Below are 24,538 nucleotides of genomic sequence, written 5' to 3' on the forward strand. Positions count from 1 at the left end.
CGTGCCCGACAACCAGCCCGTTCTGCGCGACCACCGCGCGCCCGCCATCACCGCCGCCGGCGAATGGCTGGCCGGCGCGCGCGCGCTCGCGCCGATGCTGCTGGGCGTGGTGCCGTTCGGCCTGATCTACGGCGTGCTGGCCGTCGGCGCCGGCATGCCGGCGTGGCTGGCCTGCGCGATGAGCGTGGTCGTGTTCGGCGGCGCCTCGCAGATGATCCTGACCCAGTTGTGGACCGCCGGCACGCCGGCAGTGGTGATCACGCTGACGGTGGCCATGGTCAACCTGCGCCATGCGCTGTATTCCGCCACCATCGCGCCCACGCTCGCGCACCTGCCGCGGCGCTGGAAGGCGCTGATCGCCTACCTGCTGACCGACGAAGCCTTTGCCGCGATGACGCACCGGCTTGGCGACAGCGGCCCGCGCGCCCGCTACCGCCACTGGTACTACTTCGGCGGCGGCTTCGCGCTGTGGGCCAGCTGGCAGCTGTCGACGCTGGCCGGCGTGCTGGTCGGCGCCCAGGTGCCGCGCGACTGGCCGCTCGACTTCTTCCTGCCGCTGACCTTCATCGGCATCATCGTGCCGGGCCTGAAGCACCGCTCGCACGTGGCCGCGGCGCTGGCCGCCAGCGTGCTGGCGGTGGCCTGCTACAGCCTGCCGCACAAGCTCGGGCTGATGGTGGCGGCGCTCGGCGGCATTGCCGTGGGCATGCTGCTGCTGGGCCGCGGCAACCGCCCCGGGCCACGCCCGGCCAGCCGTGGCGCCGATGCCACGCCAGGAGGAACAGCCGGCAAGGAGGCCGCATGAGTGCGATGACCCTGCTGTGGGTCTTCCTTGCCGCGGGCCTGGCAACCTTCCTGATCCGCCTGTCGTTCATCGCCGTGGAAGGCCGCGTGCGGCTGCCGTCGTGGTTCCGCACCGCGCTGCAGTTCGTGCCGGCAGCGATGCTGTCGGCGCTGATCGCCCCTGATCTGCTGATGCAGCATGGCGAGCTTGCCCTCACCCCCGCCAACGCGCGGCTGGTGGCCGGCGTGGTGGCCATCCTGATCGCCGCTCGAACCCGCAGCGTGGGCTGGACCATCGCCGGTGGCATGGCCGCGCTGCTTGCCCTGGAGGCTCTGTTCTGATGAAGGCCATGATCTTCGCCGCCGGCCGCGGCGACCGCATGCGTCCGTTGACCGATACCTGCCCCAAGCCGCTGCTGGCGGTGGGCGGCAAGCCACTGATCGTCTGGAAGATCGAGGCGCTGGCGCGTGCCGGCCTGCGCGACATCGTCATCAACCATGCCTGGCTGGGCGGACAGATCGAAGCCACGCTGGGAGACGGCAGCCGTTTTGGCGTGCGGCTGGCCTATTCTGCCGAGGGCACTGCGCTGGAAACCGCCGGTGGCATCGCACAGGCCCTGCCACTGCTGTCCGCGCACCCGGAGCGCGGCGAGATCTTCCTGGCCGTGTCGGGCGACATTTTCTGCGACTACGACTTCCGCAGGCTGTTGCCTCGCGCGCACGACATGGCCGGCGCGCCCGCCCCGCGCATGCACCTGGTGATGGTGCCCAACCCGGACTTTCACCCGAACGGCGACTTCACCTTGCAACCGAACGGGCTGCTGACGCTCGACGGGACACTGGCCAACGGTGGCGAACGGCTGACATTCGGCAATATCGGCCTGTACGACACGCGCCTTTTCACCGCCATCGAACCTGGCACCAAAATGCCGATGACACCCTACTACTGGGAGGCCATCGAGGCCGGCGCCGCTACCGGCGAACGCTTCGACGGGCGCTGGGAGAACGTGGGCACGCCGGCGCAGCTGGCCGAGCTGGATGCGGCGCTTGCGACAGCAGCGCCTGTGGCGGCGCACGGGCGCTAGGTCGGCTGACTGGGCGGGGGCTGGCAAGGCGCCCGGACGATCCCGCGGCCAGCGAGGCGCCAGCGGCGGTAGAATCGCCCTGATCCTCCTCATCCCAGGCCCTACCATGTCCTCACCCGACAACGCCCTCCTCGCCGCCTGCCGCGACCGCCGCGCCCGTGTGCTGCAGCACCTGCGCGCCGGCGGCGGCGGTGTGGCGATCCTGCCCACGGCGCCGGAAGCCATGCGCAACCGCGACAGCGACTACCCGTTCCGGCACGACAGCTATTTCTATTACCTGAGCGGCTTTACCGAGCCCGAGGCCGTGCTGGTGCTGGTGGCCGGCGCGCCGGGCGACCCCGCCGATGCCGACCGCAGCATCCTGTTCTGCCGCCCCAAGCATGAAGAGCGCGAGATCTGGGACGGTTTCCGTTTCGGCCCGGATGGCGCGCGCGCCGCGTTCGGCTTCGATGAAGCGCATTCGGTCGAAGAGATCGACGCCGCGCTGCCGCCGCTGCTGGCCAACCGCGCGCAGATTGCCTACCCGCTGGCCGACTCGACCCGCACCGACGTGCAGATGCGGCGCTGGATGGACGCCGTGCGCATGCAGGGCCGCGCCGGGGTGGCCGCGCCGTCGGTTGCGCTCGACATCCGCACCGTGCTCGACGAAATGCGCCTGTTCAAGGATGCCGGCGAGCTGGCCACCATGCGCCGCGCGGCGCAGATCTCCGCCGGGGCCCATGTACGGGCCATGCAGGCCACCCGCGCCGGACTGCGTGAATACCACCTGGAGGCGGAACTGCTCTATGAGTTCCGCCGCCATGGCGCGCAGAGCGTGGCCTATAACTCGATCGTCGCGGCCGGCCCCAACGCCTGCGTGCTGCACTACCGCGCCGGCCCCGCCGAACTGAGGGACGGCGACCTCTGCCTGATCGATGCCGGCTGCGAGTTCGACGGCTACGCCTCGGACATCACCCGCACCTTCCCGGTCTCGGGCCGCTTCTCGCCGGCGCAGCGAGAGCTGTACGACCTGGTGGTGGCCGCGCAGGACGCCGCCATCGCCGAGACCCGCGCCGGCGTGCCCTACAACGTGCCGCATGACGCCGCCGTGCGCGTGCTGGCGCAGGGCATGCTCGATACCGGCCTGCTCGACCGCAACAAGGAAGGCACGCTCGACGACGTGCTCGCCAGCGGCAGCTACCGCCGCTTCTACATGCACCGCACCGGCCACTGGCTTGGCATGGATGTCCATGACGTGGGCGAATACCGCGTGGCCAGCCACGGCGGCGAAGGCGAGCGCCCGTGGCGGCCGCTGCAGCCGGGCATGGTGCTGACCATCGAGCCCGGCATCTATGTGCGCCCGGCCGAGGACGTGCCCGAGCGCTACTGGCATATCGGCATCCGCATCGAGGACGACGCCGTGGTCACCGACGGCGACTGCGAGCTGATCACGCGCGGCGTGCCGGTGCTGGCCGACGAGATCGAGGCGCTGATGCGCGATAACGCCAATGCTGCCGGAGGTCTGCGATGATCGGCTGGCTGCGCAGGATCTTTCCGGGCCAGGCCCGCAGCGGCAGCAATGCTGGCAGCGACCGCCGGCCCGATCCGTCCGAACCCTTCATCATCAACCTGTACGACGACCGCGTGGTGGTGCACCGCCCCGACGGCCAGCGCGAGGAAGTCGCCTGGGACACGCTCGAGCGCGTGGTGGTCCGGGTGTCCGACCGCGCGCCCTGGGCCGGCACGGCCTGGCTGATCCTGATCGGCACGCCCGATTCGGGCCAGGGCTGCGTGGCGCCGCTGAATGCCGCCAACCATGGTGCACTGCTTGAGCAGCTGCGCGCACTGCCGGGTTTCAACCACCAGAAGCTCGAGAACGCGCTGCGCGACGCCGCGGCCGGCAAATCGCGCTCGGATGCGATCTGCTGGAAGCGCGATGCGGCAGCACCAACGGAGGCGGATGCGGGTCATGCAGGAGGCAGCGACGATGCCGGCCGCGCAGCCTGATTTCCAAAGCCTGCGCGATATCGCCATCGTCGGCGGCGGCCCGGTCGGGCTGGCGCTGGCCTGCCAGTTGCTCCGCACTACCAGCTGGCGCCTGACACTGGTCGATGCCGCCACGCCGGCGCGCGCCGCGCGCGATCCACGCGCGATCGCGCTGTCGCATGGCAGCCGCCAGCTGCTGGAGCAGATCGGCGCCTGGCCGGTGCCCGGCAGCCCGATCGAGCATATCCATGTCTCGCAGCGCGGCCGCTTCGGCCATGTGCGGCTGCACCATGACGACTACGGCGTGCCGGCGCTCGGTTACGTGGTCCGCTACGGCGACTTGTGCGAGGCACTGGAGCGCGCGCTCGCCCATGCCGCGCAGGCGGCGGGCGGAGGCCGGCTGCAGCGTGTGTTCGAGACCCGCATCGACCAGATCGCACAGGATCCTGCGCCGAGCGCCGCGGACGATCCCGATGCCGGCGCCGTGCAACTGGCCGGCACCGGCCACGACGGCCAGGTGGCACACCTGGCCGCGCGCCTGGTGGTGCAGGCCGAGGGCGGGCTGTTCCACCAGCAGGCCGCCCACCAGGGCCGCGGCGCGCGCACGCGCGACTACCGCCAGACCGCGGTGATCGCCCATGTGACCTGCTCGCGCCCGCAGCCGGGCTGGGCCTGGGAGCGCTTTACCGACGAAGGCCCGCTGGCGCTGCTGCCGCACGAGGAGCATGGCGTGCCGGGCTATGCGCTGGTGTGGTGCTGCCCGCCGGACCAGGCCGCGCGGCGCATCGCGCTGCCGGAAGCGGAGTTCGCGGCGGAACTGGGCCGGGCCTTTGGCGACCGCATGGGCCATTTCACGCTGGCCGGCAAGCGCCATGCCTTCCCGCTCGGCCTGAATGCGGCCCCGGTGACCGTCAACGGCCGCGTGGCGGCGGTCGGCAATGCCGCGCAAACGCTGCACCCGGTGGCCGGACAGGGACTCAACCTGGGCTTGCGCGACGCCTTCGCGCTGGCCGATTCGCTGCGCAGCGCCTGCACGCCGCAGGCGCTGCAAGCCTTCGCCAGCCGCCACCGGCTCGACCGCGCCGTCACCATCGGCGTGACCGACCTGCTGCCACGTGTGTTCGGCATCGCCTACCCGCTGGCCGCGCACGCGCGGGGCGCGTCGCTGGCCGTGCTGGCCTGCCTGCCGCCGCTGCGGCATGCGCTGGCGCGCCACATGATGTTCGGGATGCGTCGCTGACCCCGCCAGTGGCGCAAGCGCCACGCGCATGGCGGCGTTTGCGCCACGGCCCCTGCCCGGTTGCGCTCCGGATGCTCAAATCTTGGGCAATGGCGATGGTTTGGCGGTAGAATCCTGCCCTCGCACATGTCCCGATCCAAGGCCGGCTGCAGTTTCGGCAGGGGCATGTTTTTCCGTTTCGTCTTCCGTCTCAGAGCAGGCTGTCCCGACCCCTTCCCTGGCGCCATCCACGCCGCGAGGGCGCGCTACGGTCACCGGGACGGCCTCTCAGAACCGCCGCCCAACCGTGCAGATCGGACCTCACCAACTCCGCAACAACCTGTTTGTCGCCCCGATGGCGGGCGTGACGGACCGGCCCTTCCGCCAGCTGTGCAAGCAGCTCGGCGCGGGCTATGCGGTGTCGGAAATGGTGGCGTCCAACGCACAGCTGTGGAAGAGCGAGAAAACCATGCGCCGCGCCAACCACGCCGGCGAGGTCGAACCCATCGCCGTGCAGATCGCCGGCGCCGAGCCGTCGATGATGGCCGAGGCCGCGCGCTACAACGTGGACCGCGGCGCGCAGATCATCGACATCAACATGGGCTGCCCGGCCAAGAAGGTGTGCAACGTCGCCGCCGGCTCGGCCCTGCTGCAGAACGAGCCGCTGGTGGTGCGCATCGTTCAGGCCGTGGTCGGCGCCGTGGGCGACCGGGTGCCGGTCACGCTGAAGATCCGCACCGGCTGGAACCGCGAGAACCGCAATGCGCTGCGCATCGCGCACATGGTCGAGGACGCGGGCATCAGCATGCTGACCATCCACGGCCGCACCCGCGCCGACCTGTACCACGGTAACGCCGAGTACGAGACCATTGCCTCGGTCAAGGCAGCGGTCTCGATCCCGGTGGTCGCCAACGGCGACATCACCACGCCGCAGAAGGCAAAGCAAGTACTGGCGCTGACCGGCGCGGACGCGATCATGATCGGCCGCGCGGCGCAGGGCCGGCCCTGGCTGTTCCGTGAGATCGAGCACTTCCTGAAGACCGGCGAGATGCTGCCGTCGCCGGAAGTGGCCGAGATCCGTGCCATCATGAATGCGCACCTGGAAGACCACTACGCCTTCTATGGCGAATTCACCGGCGTGCGCACCGCGCGCAAGCATATTGCCTGGTACACGCGCGGGCTGCGCGGCGCCAACCTGTTCCGCCACCGCATGAACACACTGGAGAGCACCGCCGAACAACTGGCGGCGGTCAATGCGTTCTTCGACGAGCAGGCGCAGATCTCTGACCGGCTGGTGTACGTGGACGACGCAGCACAAGACCAAGACGAAGCGAACAACAACAAAAACGGGGAGTTGCTTGCCGCATGAGCCGCAACGCTATCGACCAGTGTATCCGGGAAAGCCTGGACACTTATTTTCGCGACCTGGACGGCGAAGAGCCGTCGAATATGTACAACATGGTGCTCGAGGCGGTCGAACGGCCGCTGCTGGAAGCCGTGATGGTGCGCGCCGAGCGCAACCAGTCGCTGGCCGCCGCCTATCTGGGCATCAATCGCAATACGCTGCGCAAGAAGCTGCAGCAGCACGGTTTACTTTGAATTTGAAGCGTCTCCCACAGCCATGATCAAGCAAGCCCTACTCTCCGTTTCCGACAAGACCGGCATCGTCGATTTCGCGCGCGAACTGAACGCGCTCGGCGTCACGCTGCTTTCCACCGGCGGCACCGCCAAGCTGCTGGCCGACAGCGGCCTGCCCGTGACGGAGGTGGCCGACTACACCGGCTTCCCGGAAATGCTCGACGGCCGCGTCAAGACACTGCATCCCAAGGTCCACGGCGGCATCCTGGCGCGCCGCGACCTGCCCGAGCACATGGCCGCGCTGGCCGAGCACGACATCCCGACCATCGACCTGCTGGTGGTGAACCTGTACCCGTTCCAGCAGACCGTGGCCAAGGATGACTGCACCCTGCCCGACGCGATCGAGAACATCGACATCGGCGGCCCGACCATGCTGCGTTCGGCGGCCAAGAACCATCGTGACGTGACCGTGATCGTCGACCCGGCCGACTACGCCGTGGTGCTCGACGAAATGCGCGCCAACGCCAACAGCGTCGGCTACGACACCAATTTCCGCCTGGCCACCAAGGTGTTCGCGCACACCGCCCAGTACGACGGCGCCATCACCAACTACCTGACCAGCCTGGGTGCCGACAAGTCGCACCAGGGCCGCAGCGCCTACCCGCAGACGCTGAACCTCGCCTTCGACAAGGTGCAGGAAATGCGCTACGGCGAGAACCCGCACCAGTCCGCCGCGTTCTACCGCGACCTGAGGGCCGTGGACGGCGCGCTGGCCAACTACGTGCAGCTGCAGGGCAAGGAACTGTCGTACAACAACATCGCCGACGCCGACGCGGCCTGGGAATGCGTCAAGTCGTTCGACGCCGCCAGCGGCGCCGCCTGCGTCATCATCAAGCACGCCAACCCGTGCGGCGTGGCGCTGGGCGCGAATGCGCTGGAAGCGTATGACAAGGCCTTCAAGACCGATTCGACCTCGGCCTTCGGCGGCATCATCGCCTTCAACGTCGAGCTGGACGAAACCGCCGCGCAGGCCGTGGCCAGGCAGTTCGTCGAAGTGCTGATCGCCCCGTCGTTCAGCGCCGGCGCGCGTGCCGTGTTCGCGGCCAAGCAGAATGTGCGCCTGCTGGAGATCCCGTTGGGCCAGGGCATCAACCAGTATGACTTCAAGCGTGTCGGCGGCGGCCTGCTGGTGCAGAGCCCGGACGCCAGGAACGTGCAGCCGTCCGAGCTGCGCGTGGTGACGCGCCGCCACCCGAACCCGAAGGAAATGGACGACCTGATGTTCGCCTGGCGCGTGGCCAAGTTCGTCAAGTCCAATGCCATCGTGTTCTGCGGCGGCGGCATGACGCTGGGCGTGGGCGCGGGCCAGATGAGCCGCGTGGATTCGGCCCGCATCGCCAGCATCAAGGCGCAGAATGCCGGCCTGACGCTGGCCGGCTCGGCAGTGGCCTCGGACGCGTTCTTCCCGTTCCGTGACGGCCTGGACGTGGTGGTCGACGCGGGCGCGACCTGCGTGATCCAGCCGGGCGGCTCGATGCGCGACGACGAAGTGATCGCCGCCGCCGACGAACGCGGCATCGCCATGGTGGTGACCGGCACGCGCCACTTCCGCCACTAAGCACTGGCAGGCTTGCGGCCTTTCCTGGGAAGGCCCCCCCCCCCGGCTCCGAAGCGGTTTCGTTCTCCTGCAAGGGAAAGCGAAACCGCTTTTTGCCTTAGGTGCCGGTGCAAAAAGCAATACACTAGCGACGGCATCCATCCTACCCACCCAATGCGAATCCTAGGCATCGACCCCGGCCTGCGCACCACCGGCTTCGGCGTGATCGAGAAGCACGGCAACAAGCTTGCCTACGTGGCCTCGGGCACGATCAAGAGCGACGGCAATTCAACGTTGCCGGAACGGCTGAAGACGCTCTACGACGGCATCAGCGAAGTGTCGCGCACCTATGCACCCGACTGCGCGGCGATCGAGAAGGTCTTCGTCAACGTCAACCCGCAGTCCACGCTGCTGCTCGGCCAGGCCCGCGGCGCGGCGATCTGCGGGCTGGTGGGCTACGGCTTGCCGGTGTTCGAGTACACCGCGCTGCAGCTCAAGGTGGCGGTGGTCGGCTACGGCCGCGCCAACAAGGCGCAGGTGCAGGAAATGGTGACGCGGCTGCTGATGCTGCCCGGCCAGCCCGGCAGCGATGCGGCCGATGCGCTCGGCGTGGCGATCTGCCATGCCAACGGCAGCGATACCCTGGGCACGCTGTCGGGCCTGGCGCCCGACCTGGTGCGCAAAGGCATGCGCGTGCGGCGCGGGCGGCTGGTCGGCTGAACACGCCAGCGGCTGGCGCTTGCTGTGCCCGCTTCCCCATCTTTTACAATCGGGCCTTGGTCTCACCACAGGAACGCTGCATGCCTAGTCAGTCCCGATTGAGCGCGCCGCGCCGGCGCCCCAGCCTCTTCCCTGTTCTTGCCTTCCGGCGTTGGCTGTTTCCGGCCGCCGCGGCCTGCGCCGCGCTGGTCGCGGGCTGCGCCACCGCGCCGCGCCCTAAGCCCGTGTCCGCGGCTCCGGTGCCGGCACCCGCCGCGAGCGCTGCGCCTGCGGCCGCCGCCACCCAGCCTCCCAAACCGCTGGTGATCGCCCATCGCGGCGCCAGCGCGCTGCGCCCCGAACATACACTTGCCGCCTACGCCAAAGCCATCGAGGACGGCGCCGACGCCATCGAGCCCGACCTGGTCATGACACGCGACGGCGTGCTGGTAGCGCGCCACGAGAACGACATCACCGGCACCACCAACGTGGCCGAACTGCCGCAGTTCGCCGAGCGCAAGCGCACCAAGGTGATCGACGGCGAGCGCCTGAGCGGCTGGTTCACCGAAGACTTCACGCTGGCGGAGCTCAAGACGCTGCGCGCGCGTGAGCGCATCCCGCGCCTGCGCCCGGACAATGCGCGCCTGAACGACCAGTTCGAGGTGCCGACCTTCGACGAGATCGTGCGCCTGGCCGAGCAGGCCGCGCTGCGCACCGGCAAACCCATCGGCATCTACGCAGAGCTGAAGCACCCGAGCTACTTCCGCGGCATCGGGCTGCCGCTCGAGGACAAGCTGGTGGCCGCGCTGCGGGCACAACCCTACCTGCGCAACGCACCCGTGTTTATCCAATGCTTCGAGACCGGCAGCCTGCGCGCGCTGCGGCGCACGCTTGGCAGCGGGCAGCACAACGTGAAGCTGGTGCAGCTCATCGGCAACCCGCGCAAGGGCCCGGCCGACTGGAAGCTGGCGGGCGACGGCCGCACCTTCGGCGACATGCTGGGCGCGACCGGCCTGCGCGAGGTGGCAGCCTATGCCGACGGCATCGGCCCCGAGAAGAGCAGCGTGGTGCCGCGCGATGCGCAGGGCGCGCTGGCTGCGCCGACGCCGGTGGTGCGCCAGGCGCATGCTGCCGGGCTGTTCGTCCATCCCTACACCTTCCGTCCGGAAAACAGCTTCCTGCCCAAGGCGCTGCAGGCCGGCGGCGACGACGCCACGCGCAGCCCGTCCGGCATGGAGCGGGAGGTGCAGGCCTTTATCGCGGCCGGCATCGATGGCTTCTTCACCGACGACCCGGCGCTGGGCCGGCGCGCGGTGGATACGCCGGCGCGCTGACCCCGGCAGGGCGGCCGCTGGGCTACACTTGCGGCCGCCTGGTCCCTGACCCCCACCTTCCATTCCCTCCTCCGCACCATGATCGGACGCATCGCCGGCACCCTTATCGAGAAGAATCCCCCGCACCTGCTAGTCGATTGCCACGGCGTCGGCTACGAGGTGGACGTGCCGATGAGCACCTTCTACAACCTGCCCGCGGTGGGCCAGCCGGTGACACTGCTGACGCAGCTGATCGTGCGCGAGGACGCGCACCTGCTGTACGGCTTCGGCACCGCATCGGAGCGCAACACCTTCCGCGAGTTGATCAAGATCACCGGCATCGGCGCGCGCATGGCGCTGGCGGTGCTGTCGGGCATGTCGGTGCCCGAGCTGGCGCAGGCCATCACGCTGCAGGAAGCCGGCCGCCTCACGCGCATTCCCGGCATCGGCAAGAAGACCGCGGAGCGGCTGCTGCTGGAGCTCAAGGGCAAGCTGGGCGCGGAGCTGGGCCACGTGCCGGGCACGCCGGCGGTGCCGGACAGCGCCGTCGACGTGCTCAATGCGCTGCTGGCGCTGGGCTACTCGGAAAAGGAAGCCGCCGCCGCGATCAAGCAGGTGCCGGCGGGGACCGGCGTGTCGGACGGCATCAAGCTGGCGCTCAAGGCATTGTCCAAGGCTTGAGACCTGCATAGGCGCGTAGAATGGCGGATTGTTGCCGCTGTCCGGGCCCCTGACCACCATGATCGAAACTGACAAGCTTGCCGCCCCCGCCCGCGTAATTGCCGCCACCCCCGCCTCGTCGCAGGAGGAGGCGTTCGAGCGCGCGCTGCGGCCCAAGCTGCTGGACGAGTATGTCGGCCAGGAAAAGGTCCGCGGGCAGCTCGATATCTTCATGCACGCCGCGCGCAACCGGCGCGAGGCGCTGGACCACGTGCTGCTGTTCGGCCCGCCGGGCCTGGGCAAGACCACGCTGGCCCACATCATCGCGCGCGAGATGGGCGTCAACCTGCGCCAGACCTCGGGCCCCGTGCTGGAGCGCCCGGGCGACCTGGCCGCGCTGCTGACCAACCTGGAAGCCAACGACGTGCTGTTCATCGACGAGATCCACCGGCTCTCGCCGGTCGTCGAGGAGATCCTGTACCCGGCGCTCGAGGACTACCAGATCGACATCATGATCGGCGAGGGCCCGGCGGCGCGCTCGGTCAAGCTCGACCTGCAGCCGTTCACGCTGGTGGGCGCCACCACGCGTGCCGGCATGCTGACCAACCCCCTGCGCGACCGCTTCGGCATCGTGGCGCGGCTGGAGTTCTATACCGCCGATGAGCTGGCCCGCATCGTCACGCGCTCGGCGCAGCTGCTGCATGCCCGTATCGACCCGCAGGGCGCGCTGGAGATCGCCCGGCGCGCGCGCGGCACGCCCCGTATCGCCAACCGGCTGCTGCGCCGGGTGCGCGACTACGCCGAGGTCAAGGGTGACGGGAACATCACCCGCGCCATGGCCGACGCGGCGCTGGCCATGCTGGACGTGGACAGCGTCGGCTTCGACCTGATGGACCGCAAGCTGCTGGAAGCAGTGCTGCACAAGTTCGGCGGCGGCCCCGTGGGCGTGGACAACCTCGCCGCGGCCATCGGCGAAGAGCGCGACACCATCGAGGACGTGCTCGAGCCCTACCTGATCCAGCAAGGCTACCTGCAGCGCACGCCGCGCGGGCGCGTGGCCACGGCTGCCGCCTACCGGCATTTCGGCCTGGCCAACCCGCAAGGCAGCGGCGCCAGCGAACTGTTCGGCGACGCCTGACAGCACGAAGCAGCAACAGCGCCTTGGCAGGGCCCCGGCGCAGCACCAATTAAACGTTTTAATTTCGCGCTCCAAATTTTTTCGAAGTGGATTGCTGGCCCGTGGCCGATTGTCCACAATGGCTTTATCGGCACCGGCCCGGTGCTGCGATGGCCGCGCCCCGCCAGGCACGGCACCTTCACAAATACGTCAAGGAAAGCCAATGATTCGCCATTCGTCCAGCCTGCTCGCCGCAGCCCTCGCCGCCACCGCGTTCGCCGCCGGCAGTGCCAACGCCCAGCGCCCGCCGGCGCCGGTCGGCGTGGCCGAAGAGGCGGTCATCAGCGGCAAGATCGTCGATATCGATCCCGAATCCAAGGCCGTGCTGGTCCAGGGCCCGCGCGGCAACGTGGTCGAACTGGTGGCTGGCGACGAGGCCCGCAACTTTGGCCAGATCCGCAAGGGCGACATCCTCACCGTGGCGCGTGGCGCCGCGCTGGTCGCCGCGCTTGAGCCGGTCGACAGCAAGGCCACCGCACTGGCCGAATCGGTCGACCGCACCACGCGCGCCGCCGAGGGCGGCAAGCCCGGCATCATGCGCGAGATCACCACCACAGTGACCGCACAGATCACCAAGGTCGACCCGGCCAAGCGCCTGATCACCTTCCGCGGTCCGCGCGAGACGCTGCGCACCGTGAAAGTGCAGGATCCGGCCATCGACCTGAACGGCATCAAGCAGGGCCAGATGGCCAAGATCGTCTACCGTGAAGTCGTGGCCATTACGGTCAAGGCACCCGCGGCAGCCGCAGCCAACTGAGCCACTGAGCCAGACGCGGTACTTTTCCCATCAGGAGGTTACCTATGAATCGTCGCCACTTTGTTACCCGGGTTGCCGGATCGGGCCTGCTCGTTGCCACCGCAATGGCGGCAGGCTGCACCACCACCGGCACCAGCGCCTCGAAGGACCCGGTCGCCAAGAAGCAGGAAATCGATGCAGGGGTGGACGGAGCGCTGAACCGGCTGTTCTCCGCCAACCCCGGCGCACGCGACCTGGCGCAGCGTGCGCAAGGAGTCCTGGTGTTCCCGCGTGTCATCTCGGCCGGCCTGGTGGTAGGCGGCGAGTACGGCGAGGGTGCGCTGCGATCGAAGGGCGCGACGGTCGGCTACTACAGCACGACGCAGGCCTCGGTCGGGCTGACCGCCGGCGGGCAGTCCAAGGCCGTCATCATCATGTTCATGACCCCGGAGGCCTACAACAAGTTTGTTGCCAGCAAGGGCTGGACCGCCGGCGCCGATGCCAACGTGGCGGTGGCCAAGGTCGGCGCGGACGGCAGGCTCGACACCCTGACCAGCCAGCAGCCGGTGATTGCCTTCGTGCAGACCAATGCCGGCCTGATGTTCGACGTCTCGGTAAACGGCTCCAAGATCAGCAAGCTGGATATCTGACCCGGCCACCCGGCTGCGCCGCTCCACCTGAAATTCCCGGCTTCGGCCGGGAATTTTCATTTCAGGCGGCCGCAGCAACGCTTGCGCATGCCGCGGCAGAATCCGGGGTCCGCTGGCATAATCGCGCCCAAAACACCGCGCGCCAGCGCGTCCGACCGGGAGCCCCCATGTCCGCCATCCCCGCCAGCGCAGGCCCCGCTGGCCGCGTCTACCGTTACTATGACTTCGTCATGGTGGCCTTTGTTACCGTGCTGCTGTGCTCGAACCTGATCGGCGCGGCCAAGGCGGCACAGGTGACGCTGCCCGTGATCGGCACGGTGACCTTCGGCGCCGGCGTGCTGTTCTTCCCGATCTCCTACATCTTCGGCGACGTGTTGACCGAGGTCTACGGCTACGGCCGCGACCGGCGCGTGGTCTGGGCCGGCTTTTCCGCGCTGGCTTTCGCCACCTTCATGAGCCTGGTGGTGCTGAACATGCCGGTGGCGCCCTTCATGGCGGACTACCAGAAAAGCCTGCAGGACGTGTTCGGCAACACCTGGCGGATTGCGCTCGGCTCGCTGATCGCCTTCTGCTGCGGCAGCTTCACCAACAGCTACGTGCTGGCCAAGATGAAGCTGTGGACCTCGGGGCGGTGGCTGTGGACGCGCACGATCGGCTCTACGCTGGCCGGTGAGCTGGTCGACTCGTCGCTGTTCTACGTGATCGCGTTCTACGGCATCTGGCCGCTGGAAAAGGTGATCCAGGTGGCAGTGGCGCAGTACGTGCTGAAGACCGGCTGGGAAGTGGTGATGACACCGGTGACGTACAAGGTGGTCGGGTTCCTGAAGCGAGCCGAGAACGAGGATTATTTCGACCGCAATACCGACTTCACCCCGTTCCGCGTCCGCGTGTAGCGCTAAGGCACGCGCCGGTCCACCTCGTCCAGCGCCAGGTTTTCAAGGTGGCTGACATCGCCCCACTGCGCCAGCGTCAGGTGGCTGCTGTCGCTGCGTAGCCGGTTGACGCTGGCATTGAGCAGTTCATGCTGGCGCGGTGCTTCCAGCGTCATGCCGGTGGCCTCGCGGTACAGGCAGTCAAGCACGCCACCGTGCGCCACCAGCGCGATGCGCTCGCCGGGATGCCGACGCGACAGCGCCAGCACCGCCTCGACCGCGCGCTCATGGAAGCCCAGCAGCGACTCGCCTTCAGGCGGCGCGTAGTCCGGCACGCGCGCCTGCCAGCGGGCGAAATCCTCGGGCAGGTGCTCGGCTACTTCGGCGTAGGTCTTACCCTGCAGCGTGCCGTAGCTGCGCTCGCGCAGGCGCGCATCGGGGCGCACCTGCAGCCCGAGCACCTCGGCCAGCGGCGCAGCGGTTTCCATCGCACGCGACAGGTCGCTGGCATAGACCGCATCGATCGGCTCGCCCGCCAGCGCCGTGGCCAGCGCGCGCGCCTGGGCGCGGCCGGTCTCGTTCAGGGGAATGTCGAGCTGGCCCTGCAGCCGGCGCTCCCGGTTCCAGGCCGTTTCGCCGTGGCGGATCACGATCAGGTGGGTATAGGCCAGCGAATGCGGCCCGGGGCTTTGCGACATGCCGTTTCCTTCGGGATTTCCTTTGAGGCCGGCGCCCCGCGGCTGGCGCGGGGGGCCCCCGGCCAGACGTTATTTCGCCAGATTAGGGTTCAGCGTATAAGTGCCGGTGAGGCTGGCCTGCGCCAGCACATGGCCCTGGATCGCCTCGCGCACCTGCGCGCCGGTGAAGGTGCCATCGAGCGGCAGCCGGTCGATGTCCAGCGCATACAGCGTGAACACGTAGTGGTGCAGCAGCGTGTCGTTCCACGGGGGGCACGGGCCGTCATAGCCGTAGTAGTCGCCCTTCATGTCGGCATCGCCGGCGAACCAGCCGGTGTAGTCGTTGATGCCGTGGCGCAGGCCGCCCGCGGTGGCGGTGCCGCCGGTGGCTTCGGGGCCCGGCTTGCCGCGCGCGATCACGCCGTCGCTGTGCGAGCCCGCCGCGATCGAGGTCAGGCCCGGCGGGATGTCGACCAGCACCCAGTGGAAGAAGTCAACGCGCGGCAGCGCGGCCGGCACTTCGCGGCCTTCCTGGTTGACGTCGTCGCCCTTGCTGGGCACGTCGCGGTCGTGGCAGATCAGCACGAACGAGCGCGTCTCGGCCGGGGCGTCTTCCCAGCGCAGGTCGGGATTGCGGTTATTCGACAGGGCCACGTGGGCGGCGGCGTCGGGCACGCAGAAGGCGAACTCGCCGGGAATCGGCGCGTTGTCGTTGAAGGACTTGCTCCAGAGTTTCATTTGTCTCTCCTGTCTTGGTGCCGCGCCGGGGCGCGGCAGCTTGGAATCTGTTCAGGCCGGCGGCACCCGCAGCCAGAAGGTGACCGGGCCGTCGTTGACCAGGCTGACCTGCATCATCGCGCCGAACTCGCCTGTCTGCACCTGCGGATGGGCGGCGCGCGCCTGCGCCACGAAATGCTCGTACAGGCGCCGGCCGTCCTCGGGCGAGGCAGCGGGCGTGAAACTCGGCCGCGTGCCGCTGTTGGTATCGGCCGCCAGCGTGAACTGCGAAACCACCAGCAGCCCGCCGGCGTTGCCGTTGCCGTCCATGTTCTGAACCGGCAGGTTCATCTTGCCGGCAGCATCGGAAAACACCCGGTACGACAGCATCTTGGCCAGCAGCCGCTCGGCCTGCGCCTCGGTGTCGCCGCGCTCGGCGCAGACCAGCGCCAGCAGGCCGGCGCCGATTTCACCGGTGGTGCGGCCTTCGACCGTGACGCGGGCCTGGGCCACCCGCTGGATCAGCGCGATCATCCCGGCCGCCTCAGGCCAGCGTCACGCGCGCGAAACGGCGCTTGCCCACCTGCACGACATAGGTGCCCGCTGCCACCCTGGTGGCCTTGTCGCTGACCGTGGCGCCATCGATCTTGACGCCGCCCTGCTCGATATTGCGGTTGGCTTCCGAGGTGGACGGCACCAGGTTGGCCTGCTTGAGCAGCTGCGCGATGCCCAGCGGCGCGCCAGTCAGGCTCACTGCCGGGATATCGTCCGGCACGCCGCCGCGGGCGCGGTGGTTGAAGTCTTCCAGCGCCTTCTCGGCATCGGCCTGGCTGTGGAAGCGCGCCACGATTTCCTGCGCCAGCAGCACCTTGCAGTCGCGCGGATTGCGGCCCAGCGCGATTTCCTGCTTCATCAGCTCGATCTCGGCCAGCGGGCGGAACGACAGCAGCGTGTAGTACTGCCACATCAGGTCGTCCGAGATGCTCATCAGCTTGCCGAACATCTCGTTGGGCGCCTCGGTCACGCCGACGTAGTTGCCCTTGGACTTGGACATCTTCTCGACGCCGTCCAGGCCCACCAGCAGCGGCATGGTCAGGATGCACTGCGGCTCCTGGCCGTATTCCTTCTGCAGCTCGCGCCCGACCAGCAGGTTGAACTTCTGGTCGGTGCCGCCGAGCTCCAGGTCTGACTTGAGCGCGACCGAGTCATAGCCCTGCATCAGCGGGTACAGGAACTCATGCACGGAGATCGGAATCCCGGAGCGGAAGCGCTTGGTGAAGTCGTCGCGCTCCATCATGCGCGCCACGGTGTACTTGGCCGCCAGTTGGATCATGCCGCGCGCGCCCAGCGGATCGCACCACTCGCTGTTGTAGCGGATCTCGGTGCGGGCCGGGTCCAGCACCAGGCTGGCCTGGCGGTAGTAGGTCTGGGCGTTGGCCTCGATCTGCTCGCGCGTGAGCGGCGGGCGCGTGCTGTTGCGGCCCGACGGATCGCCGATGGTCGAGGTGAAGTCGCCGATCAGGAAGATCACCTGGTGGCCGAGGTCCTGCAGCTGGCGCAGCTTGTTCAGCACCACGGTATGGCCGATATGGATGTCGGGCGCGGTCGGATCCAGGCCCAGCTTGATGCGCAGCGGCACGCCGGTGGCCTCGCTGCGCGCCAGCTTCTGCGCCCATTCGGATTCGATCAGCAGTTCGTCGCAGCCTCGCTTGGAGACTTCCAGGGCCTGCATCACCGACGGCGTCAGGGGGTATTTGGCCGTAGGGCCCGTGGCAACTTCAGTCATGACGTAAGTCTTTGAAATACTTGAAATTTTAGGAAATTTCCTGACAGCCGCCAGAGCCGGATTTTGGTATAATCCGCGATTCCCGGCGCCTACGGAAGCCTTTCCAGTGCGCCACCCGCCACTTTATGCAGCAATGCAGGCGGCCAAATAACAGTGAAGAGCCCGCGCCGCACCTCGGGGGAGGAAGGCAGACGAGACACATCGTCCCCGGCAGCGGTGCTCAGACCAAGGTTGAATTTTACGTGATGTGGTCCAGACTCCGCGAAGTTTTCGCGCGTGAGCTGGTGGTTCTTGTCGATCCGACCAACCCCCAGCACGCGCGGCGGCGCAAACAACTGACGGCCTCGGTGGGCGTAATCTTCACGCTCGGCATGGCCGCGGCGATGGGCGTTGCGCCGCGCAGCGCCTTTGACGATCCGCTCGCACCGCGCACGCAGCAGGCGCTGCGCATGCCCGACGTGCGCGAGCAACTTGAACAGCTTACCGACAGCCAGGCCGTCTACGTGCGCGAAGAACGCATGCAGCGCGGCGACACCATCGCCAGCCTGCTCAAGCGGCTGGGCGTGGACGATGCCGACGCGCAGGCGTTCATCGTCAAGAACCCGACCGCGCGCGGCCTGTTCAACCTGAACCCCGGCCAGGCGGTGCAGGCGGAGATCGACGAAAGCAACACGCTGGTGTCGCTGCAGGCCAACCTGGGCGGCGACGCAGCCGCCTCGCGCGAGCTGGTGATCGAACGCGTGCGCGCGGCCAGCGACAACACCGCCGCCGCCTACAAGGCCAAGGTGCAGCGCGTCGACAATGACGTGCACTATGAGATGGCCTCGGGCGCGATTTCCGCGGGCGGTTTCTTCAAGGCCATGGACGCGGCCAACGTGCCCGACGAAGTCGTGCAGCAGATGCTGTCGATCTTCTCCGGCGTGATCGACTTCCACCACGACATCGCCAGCGGCGACCGCTTCCGCATCATCTACGAAGCGGGCTTCCGCGACGGCACCTTCGTGCGCAACGGCCGCGTGGTCGCACTGGAGCTGATCAACCGCAACCAGCTGCACCAGGCGCTGTGGTTCGCGCCCGAAGACAGCAAGGACGGCGGCGCCTACTACACCTTCGACGGGCGCAGCATGAAGCGGCCGTTCCTGCGTTCGCCGGTGGAATTCTCGCGCGTGTCGTCGGGCTTCGGCGGCCGCGAGCATCCGCTGCATCATGACTGGGCGCAGCACAAGGGCGTGGACTTCGCCGCCCCGACCGGCACCAAGGTGCTGGCCACCGGCGACGGCGTGGTCGAGTTCGTGGGCCAGCAGAACGGCTACGGCAATATCGTCATCCTGAACCACGCCAACGGCTACTCGACCTACTACGCGCACCTGTCCGGCTTTGCCGGCATGCGCCAGGGCCAGCCGGTGCGCCAGGGCCAGCTGATCGGCTATGTCGGCTCGACCGGCTGGGCCACCGGCCCGCACCTGCACTATGAGTTCCGCTTCAACGACGTGCCGCAGAACCCGCTGACCATCACGCTGATGGAATCGCCAACGCTGACCGGCAAGTCGCGCCAGGAATTCCTGACCTACACCAGCGGGCTGCTCAGCCGCATCAATGCGCTGCGCACCTACAACGTGCTGACCGCCTCCAACTGACCGCGCCCATCGTGACCCAGCCCGCGCCTGGCAGCGAACGCTATATCGGCATCATGTCCGGCACCAGCATGGACGGTGCCGACGCAGTGCTGGTGGATTTCAGCGGCGCGCGGCCCGCCGTGCTGGCGGCCGCCAGCCAGCCTTTCCCCGACACGCTGCGCGCGGCATTCTCTGCCCTGCAGCAGCCGGGCGAGGACGAGATCCATCGCGAGGCGCTGGCAGCCAATGCACTGGCGCAGGTCTACGCCGACTGCGTGGCGGCACTGCTGAGCGAGGCCCAGGTCGACGCGGCCGCGGTGGCCGCCATCGGCGCCCACGGCCAGACTATCCGCCACCGGCCGGGCCTGTACGACGGCATCGGCTACACCCGCCAAAGCCAGCATCCGGCGCATCTGGCCGAGCTCGCCGGCATCGACGTGGTGGCGGACTTCCGCAGCCGCGACCTCGCCGCCGGTGGCCAGGGCGCGCCGCTGGTGCCGGCGCTGCACCATGCGCTGTTCGGCAGCGACGCCGAAACCCGCGTTGCCTGCAATATCGGCGGCATCTCCAATATCAGCATCCTGCCCGCGGCGGGCGGCGCCGTCAGCGGCTTTGACTGCGGCCCGGGCAATGCGCTGCTCGACTACTGGGTCGGCCGCCACCGCGGGCTTCCCTTCGACAGCAACGGCGACTGGGCCGCCAGCGGGCGGGTCGACGCCGCGCTGCTGGCGCAGTGCCTGGCCGAGCCCTACTTCAGCGCAGCACCGCCCAAGAGCACCGGGCGCGACCTGTTCCATCCGGGCTGGCTCGAAGCCCGTCTCGCCTCGTTCCAACACCTCGCGCCTGCCGATGTGCAGGCGACACTGGCCGCGCTGACTGCCGAGGCCATCGCGCGCGACATGCGCACCCATGCGCCTGATGCGCGCCGCCTGATCGTCTGCGGCGGCGGCGCCCGCAATGCGTTCGTGATGGCACGACTGACGCAGGCATTGCCCGGCGTGGCCATCGAGACCTCGGATGACTACGGCGTGCCGGTGTCGCAGGTCGAAGCCATCGCCTTTGCCTGGCTGGCACGCCAGTGCCTGCTGCGCCTGCCCGGCAACGTGCCCACCGTGACCGGCGCCGCCGGGCCGCGCGTGCTGGGCGCGATCTATCCGCGCTAAGGCAGGCGCATCGCGCCGCCCGCCTCCACCCAATCCATGAACGCTTGTGCCAGCGGCGAGGCCCGCATGGCCGGCGAGCGCGCCAGCACCACGCGCTGCGGCGTCACCGGCTCGCGCAGCGGCAGGCAGGCGATCGGCACGCCGTCGTAGCTGTGGTCGCCGGCCGGGCGCGTGCACGACAGCGCCACGCCATAGCCGTGCGCCACCAGTCCGCGCTGCATCTCGAAGGTCTGCGTGTACTGGTGCAGCACCGGGTGCAGGCCATGCGCCCAGAACAGCGACAGGAAGTACTCGCGCGTCTGCGGGATGTCCTCGAGGATCAGCCGTTCGCCGGCCAGGTCGGCCAGGCTCACATCGGTGCCGCTTGCCAGCGGATGGCCGGCGGGCAGCAGCGCATAGGGTGCCAGTTCCGCCAGCGTGCGGCGCTCGGTGCGGGCATCGAGCCCCAGTTCATAGGTCAGCGCCAGTTCGGCCTTGCCCGCCTGCAGCGTGCGGTGGACGGTCGCCAGGTCGGCCTCGAACAAGGTCACCGAGATGCCCGGATGGTGCCGGCGCAGCCCCGCCAGCAGACGTGGCACAAAGTACGGCCCGAGGTCCTGGAAGCAGGTCAGCGAGAGCTGGCCGGTCAACCCCCGGCCGGTGGCGTCGTCCACGGTGAGGCCGGCCGCCAGCGCAAGGATGTCTCGTGCCCGCCCCAGCAGGCGCTGACCGGCGGGCGTCAGCGACAACCCACGGCTGACCTGGCGCCTGAAGAGAGGCTCGCCCAGAGTGTCTTCCAGCTGCGCGATCGCGGTGGAGACAGACGGCTGCGACACATGGCGCGCGCGAGCCGCCGCGCTGATGCTGCCGTGCTCGGCTGCGGCGACAAAGTATTCGAGCTGGCGGAAAGAGAAGGGGATCATGATTTCCTATATCGCAACATAGGAAATATATGCTTTTCCTATCCCCAATGCATGGCGATACTGGGCACATCGCCCCCACACAATATCGCCATGAACATCACCCAGGAACACATCGACACCTACCAGCGCGACGGCGTGCTGGTGCTGCGCGGCGCTTTCACCGACTGGGTCGAACGGCTGCGCGACGGCTTTGCGCAGAACCTGGCCGAGCCGGGCCCCTTCGCCATCGAGAACGTACGGCCCGGCGAAAGCGGGCGCTTCTTCGAGGACTACTGCAACTGGCAGCGCATTACGCCGTTCGATGACTTTATCCGCCAGTCGCCGGCGGCTGCCATTGCCGGGCGCATTATGCAGTCGCAGGCGGTGCAGGTGTTCCACGAACACATCCTGGTCAAGGAGCCCGGCACGGCCAAGCCCACGCCGTGGCACCAGGACCTGCCCTACTACTGTGTCGACGGCACCCAGACCGCGAGCTACTGGATCCCGCTGGACCCGGTGACGCAGGCCAATACCCTGCGCGTGGTGGCCGGCTCGCACCGCTGGACGCGGCTGGTGCGGCCCAAGCGCTGGGCCAGCAACGAGAACTTCTATGGAGGTAACGACGCCTTCATGGAGATGCCGGACGTGGAAGACGGCAGCTACACCCTGCTCGCACCGGAACTGGAGCCAGGCGATGCCGTGGTGTTCGACTTCCGTACCGTGCATGGCGCTGCCGGCAATACCGGCAGCGGGCGCCGGCGAGCGTTCTCGGCGCGCTTCCTGGGCGACGACGTGCGCTTCATGCAGCGGCCCGGGCGCACCTCACCGCCCTTTCCCGGCATCGATCAGCAGACCGGCGAGCGCATGCGCGAAGACTGGTTTCCCGTGGTCTGGCGCGCCGCGCGGTAAGCCATCGCGGAAAAGAAAAAACGCACCCGAAGGTGCGTTTTTTTCTGGGCCGGTGCCGGTCAGACCGAGAACGACGAGCCGCAACCGCAGGTGGTCGAGGCATTCGGGTTCTTGATCACGAACTGCGCGCCGTTGATGTCTTCCTTGTAGTCGATCTCGGCGCCGACCAGGTACTGGTAGCTCATCGAGTCGATCAGCAGGGTGACGCCGTTCTTGACCATGGTGGTGTCGTCTTCGTTGACTTCCTCATCGAAGGTGAAGCCATACTGGAAGCCGGAGCAGCCGCCGCCCTGCACGAACACGCGCAGTTTCAGTTCGGCATTGCCCTCTTCCTCGATCAACTGCTTGACCTTGTCGGCGGCGCTGTCGGTAAAGACGAACGGTGCCGGCACGTCCTCGGTAACGGGTGCCTCTGCGACTGCGTTCATGGGGGGTTCTCCTGTTTAGATACGCCTGTATTCTAAGCGCTACTGAAAGATCGTGCCGAAACCCTGTGTTTTCAAGGGGTTCCCGGCATGGCGGGTGCCGCTCAGGCGGCCTTTTCAGTGGGTTGGGTGTCGGCAGCGGGCGTTGCGCGGTCCGTGACAGCAGCCTCGTCCGCCGCTTCCGTCACTTCGACCGCCGGCGCCGCCTCGACCAGGTTCGGCAGCGCCTTGATCTCGCCTTGCACCAGCGGCATCAGGCGGCCTTCGACCAGCGCGCCCTGGTGCATTTCCAGCGCCGCATAGCGCACGTCGCCCAGCACGCGGGCATGCGGCTGCAGTTCGAGCAGGTCGGTGGCCTGCACCGGGCCCTTGACGGTGCCGTTGAGCACCAGGTGGCCGACGCTGATCTCGCCCTCGACCATGCCTTTCTCGCTGACCACCAGCATGCTCGGCTTGCCCGGCGCCGCGGTGACGTTGCCGCGCACGCGGCCGTCCAGGCGCAGGCCGCCCGCAAATACCAGGTCGCCGTCGACGGCGGTGTCTTCGCCGATCAGAGTATCGATCGAAAGGCCCTTCTTTTTCGAAAACAGCATCACTCTCACTCCTCTCTCGTTCGTGCCGAATCCTCCGGCCGTGGCGCATTCGCGCCGGCAAGCAGCACTTGCCGATGGCGACAGGGCGTGATTGTAGCCGCGCGCAGCCCATACCCCACAAAAGTATGGCTGCCCAATCGCTTTTTCGGCAGGCCAGAGTATTTCCGTACCCTGCAGGCGAAAAAAAAACCGCACGGCCAGCGTGCGGTTTCTTTGGTCTCGCAAGATCCGGCAGTACCGGACCTGCGAAAACGCATCAGCGCTTCGAGAACTGCTTGCGACGACGCGCCTTGTGGAAGCCGACCTTCTTACGCTCGACTTCACGTGCATCGCGCGTGACGTAGCCAGCCTTCGACAGGGCCGACTTCAGGGTCGCATCGTAATCGATCAGGGCGCGGGTGATGCCGTGGCGCACTGCGCCGGCCTGGCCGGTTTCGCCACCGCCGGTCACGTTGACCTTGATGTCGAACGTTTCAGCGTGAGCGGTCAGTTCCAGGGGCTGGCGCACGATCATCAGCGAGGTTTCGCGAGCGAAATACTCTTTGATGGGCTTGCCGTTGACGATGATATCGCCCTTGCCCGACTTGATGAAGACACGAGCCACAGCGCTCTTGCGGCGGCCAGTACCGTAATTCCAGTTACCGATCATGGATTGGCCTCCTTAGATTTCCAGCGCCTTGGGCTGCTGCGCTTCATGCGGATGCTCGGCTTCGGCGTAAACCTTCAGCTTCTTGATCATCGCGTAGCCCAGCGGACCCTTCGGCAGCATGCCCTTGACAGCCTTTTCCAGGGCACGGCCCGGGAAACGCTGCTGCATCTTGCCGAACGTCGTTTCGTAGATACCGCCCGGGTAGCCCGAATGGCGATAGTACTTCTTGTCCGTTTCCTTGGTACCCGTGACACGCAGCTTGGCTGCATTGACGATGATGATGTAATCACCCGTGTCGACGTGCGGAGTGAATTCCGGCTTGTGCTTGCCGCGCAGACGGCGTGCCACTTCGCTGGCGACACGGCCGAGGACTTTGTCCGTCGCGTCAATCACGTACCAGTCGCGCTTTACCTCATGAGGCTTGGCGGAAAAGGTCTTCATGATTTTTCCTGACTATTAGTTCGTACCCGAAATCCGACTCGCGAAGGCTTGTACTCGCCCCTGCAAGTCTTGTGGCTGGCCCGTGAGGGCTGGCCTGATCCTGCTCTTTCTTCCGCGGGTATGACGGAAAGCCTTCCATTATACTGGCGGCTACCGGAACCGCACAAGCAAAGACTGACCTTTTCGTCAAGGTCGCCGCCATCGCGGGCCCAAACCAGGGCAGCGTCGCGCGCTTTTCAGTGCTTAGCGCGCCAGAACGCAGGGGCGAAAAAAAACCCAAGCGGTTGAGCTTGGGTTTGAATCCACCAAAGGAGGAGGGTGGAGGAGACACTGGGAGATCGACGGAG

Annotated in this window: 28 protein-coding genes; 19 read left to right on the forward strand and 9 right to left on the reverse strand. The window is 67.8% G+C overall.

Annotated features, from left to right (window positions below):
- Window position 1: 1 nt before the first annotated feature.
- The 16 genes from AC3WRR_RS14610 (at window position 2) to AC3WRR_RS14685 (ending at window position 14,355) form a co-directional block, all read left to right on the forward strand.
- Window positions 2–805: an AzlC family ABC transporter permease gene (locus AC3WRR_RS14610; protein WP_492297311.1), complete on the forward strand. Its 804-nt coding sequence runs from the start codon at window positions 2–4 to the stop codon at window positions 803–805.
- Window positions 802–1,125, forward strand: a complete 324-nt coding sequence (locus tag AC3WRR_RS14615) for an AzlD domain-containing protein (RefSeq protein WP_010813881.1) — start codon at window positions 802–804, stop codon at window positions 1,123–1,125. The genes AC3WRR_RS14610 and AC3WRR_RS14615 overlap by 4 nt, the downstream gene beginning before the upstream one ends.
- Complete coding sequence (gene murU / locus AC3WRR_RS14620; protein WP_492297313.1) at window positions 1,125–1,868, forward strand: N-acetylmuramate alpha-1-phosphate uridylyltransferase MurU; 744 nt, start codon at window positions 1,125–1,127, stop codon at window positions 1,866–1,868. The genes AC3WRR_RS14615 and murU overlap by 1 nt, the downstream gene beginning before the upstream one ends.
- 106 nt (window positions 1,869–1,974) lie before the next feature.
- Complete coding sequence (locus AC3WRR_RS14625; RefSeq protein WP_058697880.1) at window positions 1,975–3,378, forward strand: aminopeptidase P N-terminal domain-containing protein; 1,404 nt, start codon at window positions 1,975–1,977, stop codon at window positions 3,376–3,378.
- Window positions 3,375–3,854, forward strand: coding sequence for a hypothetical protein (locus tag AC3WRR_RS14630; protein ID WP_010813884.1), 480 nt, complete (start codon window positions 3,375–3,377; stop codon window positions 3,852–3,854). Before AC3WRR_RS14625 ends, AC3WRR_RS14630 begins: the two co-directional genes overlap by 4 nt.
- Window positions 3,835–5,073, forward strand: coding sequence for a UbiH/UbiF/VisC/COQ6 family ubiquinone biosynthesis hydroxylase (locus AC3WRR_RS14635; protein WP_439671761.1), 1,239 nt, complete (start codon window positions 3,835–3,837; stop codon window positions 5,071–5,073). Before AC3WRR_RS14630 ends, AC3WRR_RS14635 begins: the two co-directional genes overlap by 20 nt.
- A gap of 286 nt (window positions 5,074–5,359) precedes the next feature.
- Window positions 5,360–6,421 (forward strand): tRNA dihydrouridine synthase DusB, encoded by a 1,062-nt coding sequence (gene dusB, locus AC3WRR_RS14640; RefSeq protein ID WP_492297315.1) that lies wholly within the window; start codon window positions 5,360–5,362, stop codon window positions 6,419–6,421.
- Window positions 6,418–6,651, forward strand: coding sequence for a Fis family transcriptional regulator (locus AC3WRR_RS14645; RefSeq protein WP_010813887.1), 234 nt, complete (start codon window positions 6,418–6,420; stop codon window positions 6,649–6,651). The genes dusB and AC3WRR_RS14645 overlap by 4 nt, the downstream gene beginning before the upstream one ends.
- A 22-nt stretch (window positions 6,652–6,673) precedes the next feature.
- The gene (gene purH, locus AC3WRR_RS14650; RefSeq protein ID WP_010813888.1) at window positions 6,674–8,248 is read left to right on the forward strand and encodes a bifunctional phosphoribosylaminoimidazolecarboxamide formyltransferase/IMP cyclohydrolase; all 1,575 of its coding nucleotides are present in this window, start codon (window positions 6,674–6,676) and stop codon (window positions 8,246–8,248) included.
- Between the two features lie 153 nt (window positions 8,249–8,401).
- Window positions 8,402–8,947: a crossover junction endodeoxyribonuclease RuvC gene (ruvC, locus tag AC3WRR_RS14655; protein WP_010813889.1), complete on the forward strand. Its 546-nt coding sequence runs from the start codon at window positions 8,402–8,404 to the stop codon at window positions 8,945–8,947.
- A gap of 80 nt (window positions 8,948–9,027) precedes the next feature.
- A complete protein-coding gene (locus AC3WRR_RS14660; RefSeq protein ID WP_492292920.1) occupies window positions 9,028–10,260 on the forward strand; it encodes a glycerophosphodiester phosphodiesterase in 1,233 nt (410 codons plus the stop codon).
- 78 nt (window positions 10,261–10,338) lie between these two features.
- Complete coding sequence (gene ruvA, locus AC3WRR_RS14665; protein WP_010813891.1) at window positions 10,339–10,920, forward strand: Holliday junction branch migration protein RuvA; 582 nt, start codon at window positions 10,339–10,341, stop codon at window positions 10,918–10,920.
- 58 nt (window positions 10,921–10,978) lie between these two features.
- Window positions 10,979–12,037, forward strand: coding sequence for a Holliday junction branch migration DNA helicase RuvB (ruvB, locus tag AC3WRR_RS14670; RefSeq protein WP_010813892.1), 1,059 nt, complete (start codon window positions 10,979–10,981; stop codon window positions 12,035–12,037).
- Between the two features lie 202 nt (window positions 12,038–12,239).
- Entirely contained in the window at window positions 12,240–12,833 is a 594-nt protein-coding gene (locus tag AC3WRR_RS14675) for a hypothetical protein (RefSeq protein ID WP_010813893.1), read from the forward strand.
- Between the two features lie 44 nt (window positions 12,834–12,877).
- On the forward strand, window positions 12,878–13,462 hold the full coding sequence (locus AC3WRR_RS14680; protein WP_010813894.1) for a BPSL1445 family SYLF domain-containing lipoprotein: 585 nt from the start codon (window positions 12,878–12,880) through the stop codon (window positions 13,460–13,462).
- 167 nt (window positions 13,463–13,629) lie between these two features.
- Window positions 13,630–14,355, forward strand: coding sequence for a queuosine precursor transporter (locus tag AC3WRR_RS14685; RefSeq protein WP_492297318.1), 726 nt, complete (start codon window positions 13,630–13,632; stop codon window positions 14,353–14,355).
- 2 nt (window positions 14,356–14,357) lie between these two features.
- Here the strand turns inward: AC3WRR_RS14685 and AC3WRR_RS14690 are convergent, their stop codons facing one another.
- From AC3WRR_RS14690 to tyrS, 4 genes are all read right to left on the reverse strand, one after another.
- On the reverse strand, window positions 14,358–15,032 hold the full coding sequence (locus AC3WRR_RS14690) for a histidine phosphatase family protein (RefSeq protein ID WP_492297320.1): 675 nt from the start codon (window positions 15,030–15,032) through the stop codon (window positions 14,358–14,360).
- A 69-nt stretch (window positions 15,033–15,101) separates the two neighbouring features.
- On the reverse strand, window positions 15,102–15,749 hold the full coding sequence (locus AC3WRR_RS14695; protein ID WP_010813897.1) for a YbhB/YbcL family Raf kinase inhibitor-like protein: 648 nt from the start codon (window positions 15,747–15,749) through the stop codon (window positions 15,102–15,104).
- Window positions 15,750–15,800: 51 nt separating this feature from the next.
- Window positions 15,801–16,262, reverse strand: a complete 462-nt coding sequence (dtd, locus tag AC3WRR_RS14700) for a D-aminoacyl-tRNA deacylase (RefSeq protein ID WP_010813898.1) — start codon at window positions 16,260–16,262, stop codon at window positions 15,801–15,803.
- A 10-nt stretch (window positions 16,263–16,272) separates the two neighbouring features.
- The gene (gene tyrS / locus AC3WRR_RS14705; RefSeq protein WP_010813899.1) at window positions 16,273–17,514 is read right to left on the reverse strand and encodes a tyrosine--tRNA ligase; all 1,242 of its coding nucleotides are present in this window, start codon (window positions 17,512–17,514) and stop codon (window positions 16,273–16,275) included.
- 245 nt (window positions 17,515–17,759) lie between these two features.
- Between tyrS and AC3WRR_RS14710 the strand changes: the two genes are divergently transcribed.
- Window positions 17,760–19,151 (forward strand): M23 family metallopeptidase, encoded by a 1,392-nt coding sequence (locus AC3WRR_RS14710; protein ID WP_492297322.1) that lies wholly within the window; start codon window positions 17,760–17,762, stop codon window positions 19,149–19,151.
- An 11-nt stretch (window positions 19,152–19,162) separates the two neighbouring features.
- Complete coding sequence (locus AC3WRR_RS14715) at window positions 19,163–20,293, forward strand: anhydro-N-acetylmuramic acid kinase (protein WP_010813901.1); 1,131 nt, start codon at window positions 19,163–19,165, stop codon at window positions 20,291–20,293.
- Here AC3WRR_RS14715 and AC3WRR_RS14720 read toward each other — a convergent pair.
- A complete protein-coding gene (locus AC3WRR_RS14720; RefSeq protein WP_011614539.1) occupies window positions 20,290–21,195 on the reverse strand; it encodes a LysR family transcriptional regulator in 906 nt (301 codons plus the stop codon). The two genes, AC3WRR_RS14715 and AC3WRR_RS14720, sit on opposite strands and share 4 nt — an antisense overlap.
- Window positions 21,196–21,285: 90 nt before the next feature.
- Here AC3WRR_RS14720 and AC3WRR_RS14725 point away from each other — a divergent pair, with 90 nt between their 5' ends.
- Window positions 21,286–22,083: a phytanoyl-CoA dioxygenase family protein gene (locus AC3WRR_RS14725; RefSeq protein WP_454749235.1), complete on the forward strand. Its 798-nt coding sequence runs from the start codon at window positions 21,286–21,288 to the stop codon at window positions 22,081–22,083.
- Window positions 22,084–22,142: 59 nt separating this feature from the next.
- Here the strand turns inward: AC3WRR_RS14725 and erpA are convergent, their stop codons facing one another.
- From erpA to rplM, 4 genes are all read right to left on the reverse strand, one after another.
- Window positions 22,143–22,511: an iron-sulfur cluster insertion protein ErpA gene (erpA, locus tag AC3WRR_RS14730; protein WP_010813904.1), complete on the reverse strand. Its 369-nt coding sequence runs from the start codon at window positions 22,509–22,511 to the stop codon at window positions 22,143–22,145.
- A gap of 101 nt (window positions 22,512–22,612) precedes the next feature.
- Window positions 22,613–23,101: a bactofilin family protein gene (locus tag AC3WRR_RS14735; protein ID WP_436220829.1), complete on the reverse strand. Its 489-nt coding sequence runs from the start codon at window positions 23,099–23,101 to the stop codon at window positions 22,613–22,615.
- 256 nt (window positions 23,102–23,357) lie between these two features.
- Window positions 23,358–23,750: a 30S ribosomal protein S9 gene (gene rpsI / locus AC3WRR_RS14740; RefSeq protein ID WP_010813906.1), complete on the reverse strand. Its 393-nt coding sequence runs from the start codon at window positions 23,748–23,750 to the stop codon at window positions 23,358–23,360.
- Window positions 23,751–23,762: 12 nt separating this feature from the next.
- Complete coding sequence (gene rplM, locus AC3WRR_RS14745; RefSeq protein WP_010813907.1) at window positions 23,763–24,191, reverse strand: 50S ribosomal protein L13; 429 nt, start codon at window positions 24,189–24,191, stop codon at window positions 23,763–23,765.
- Between the last annotated feature and the right edge of the window lie 347 nt (window positions 24,192–24,538).

It is taken from the genome of Cupriavidus sp. FW305-3-2-15-C-LB2 (assembly GCF_058787575.1).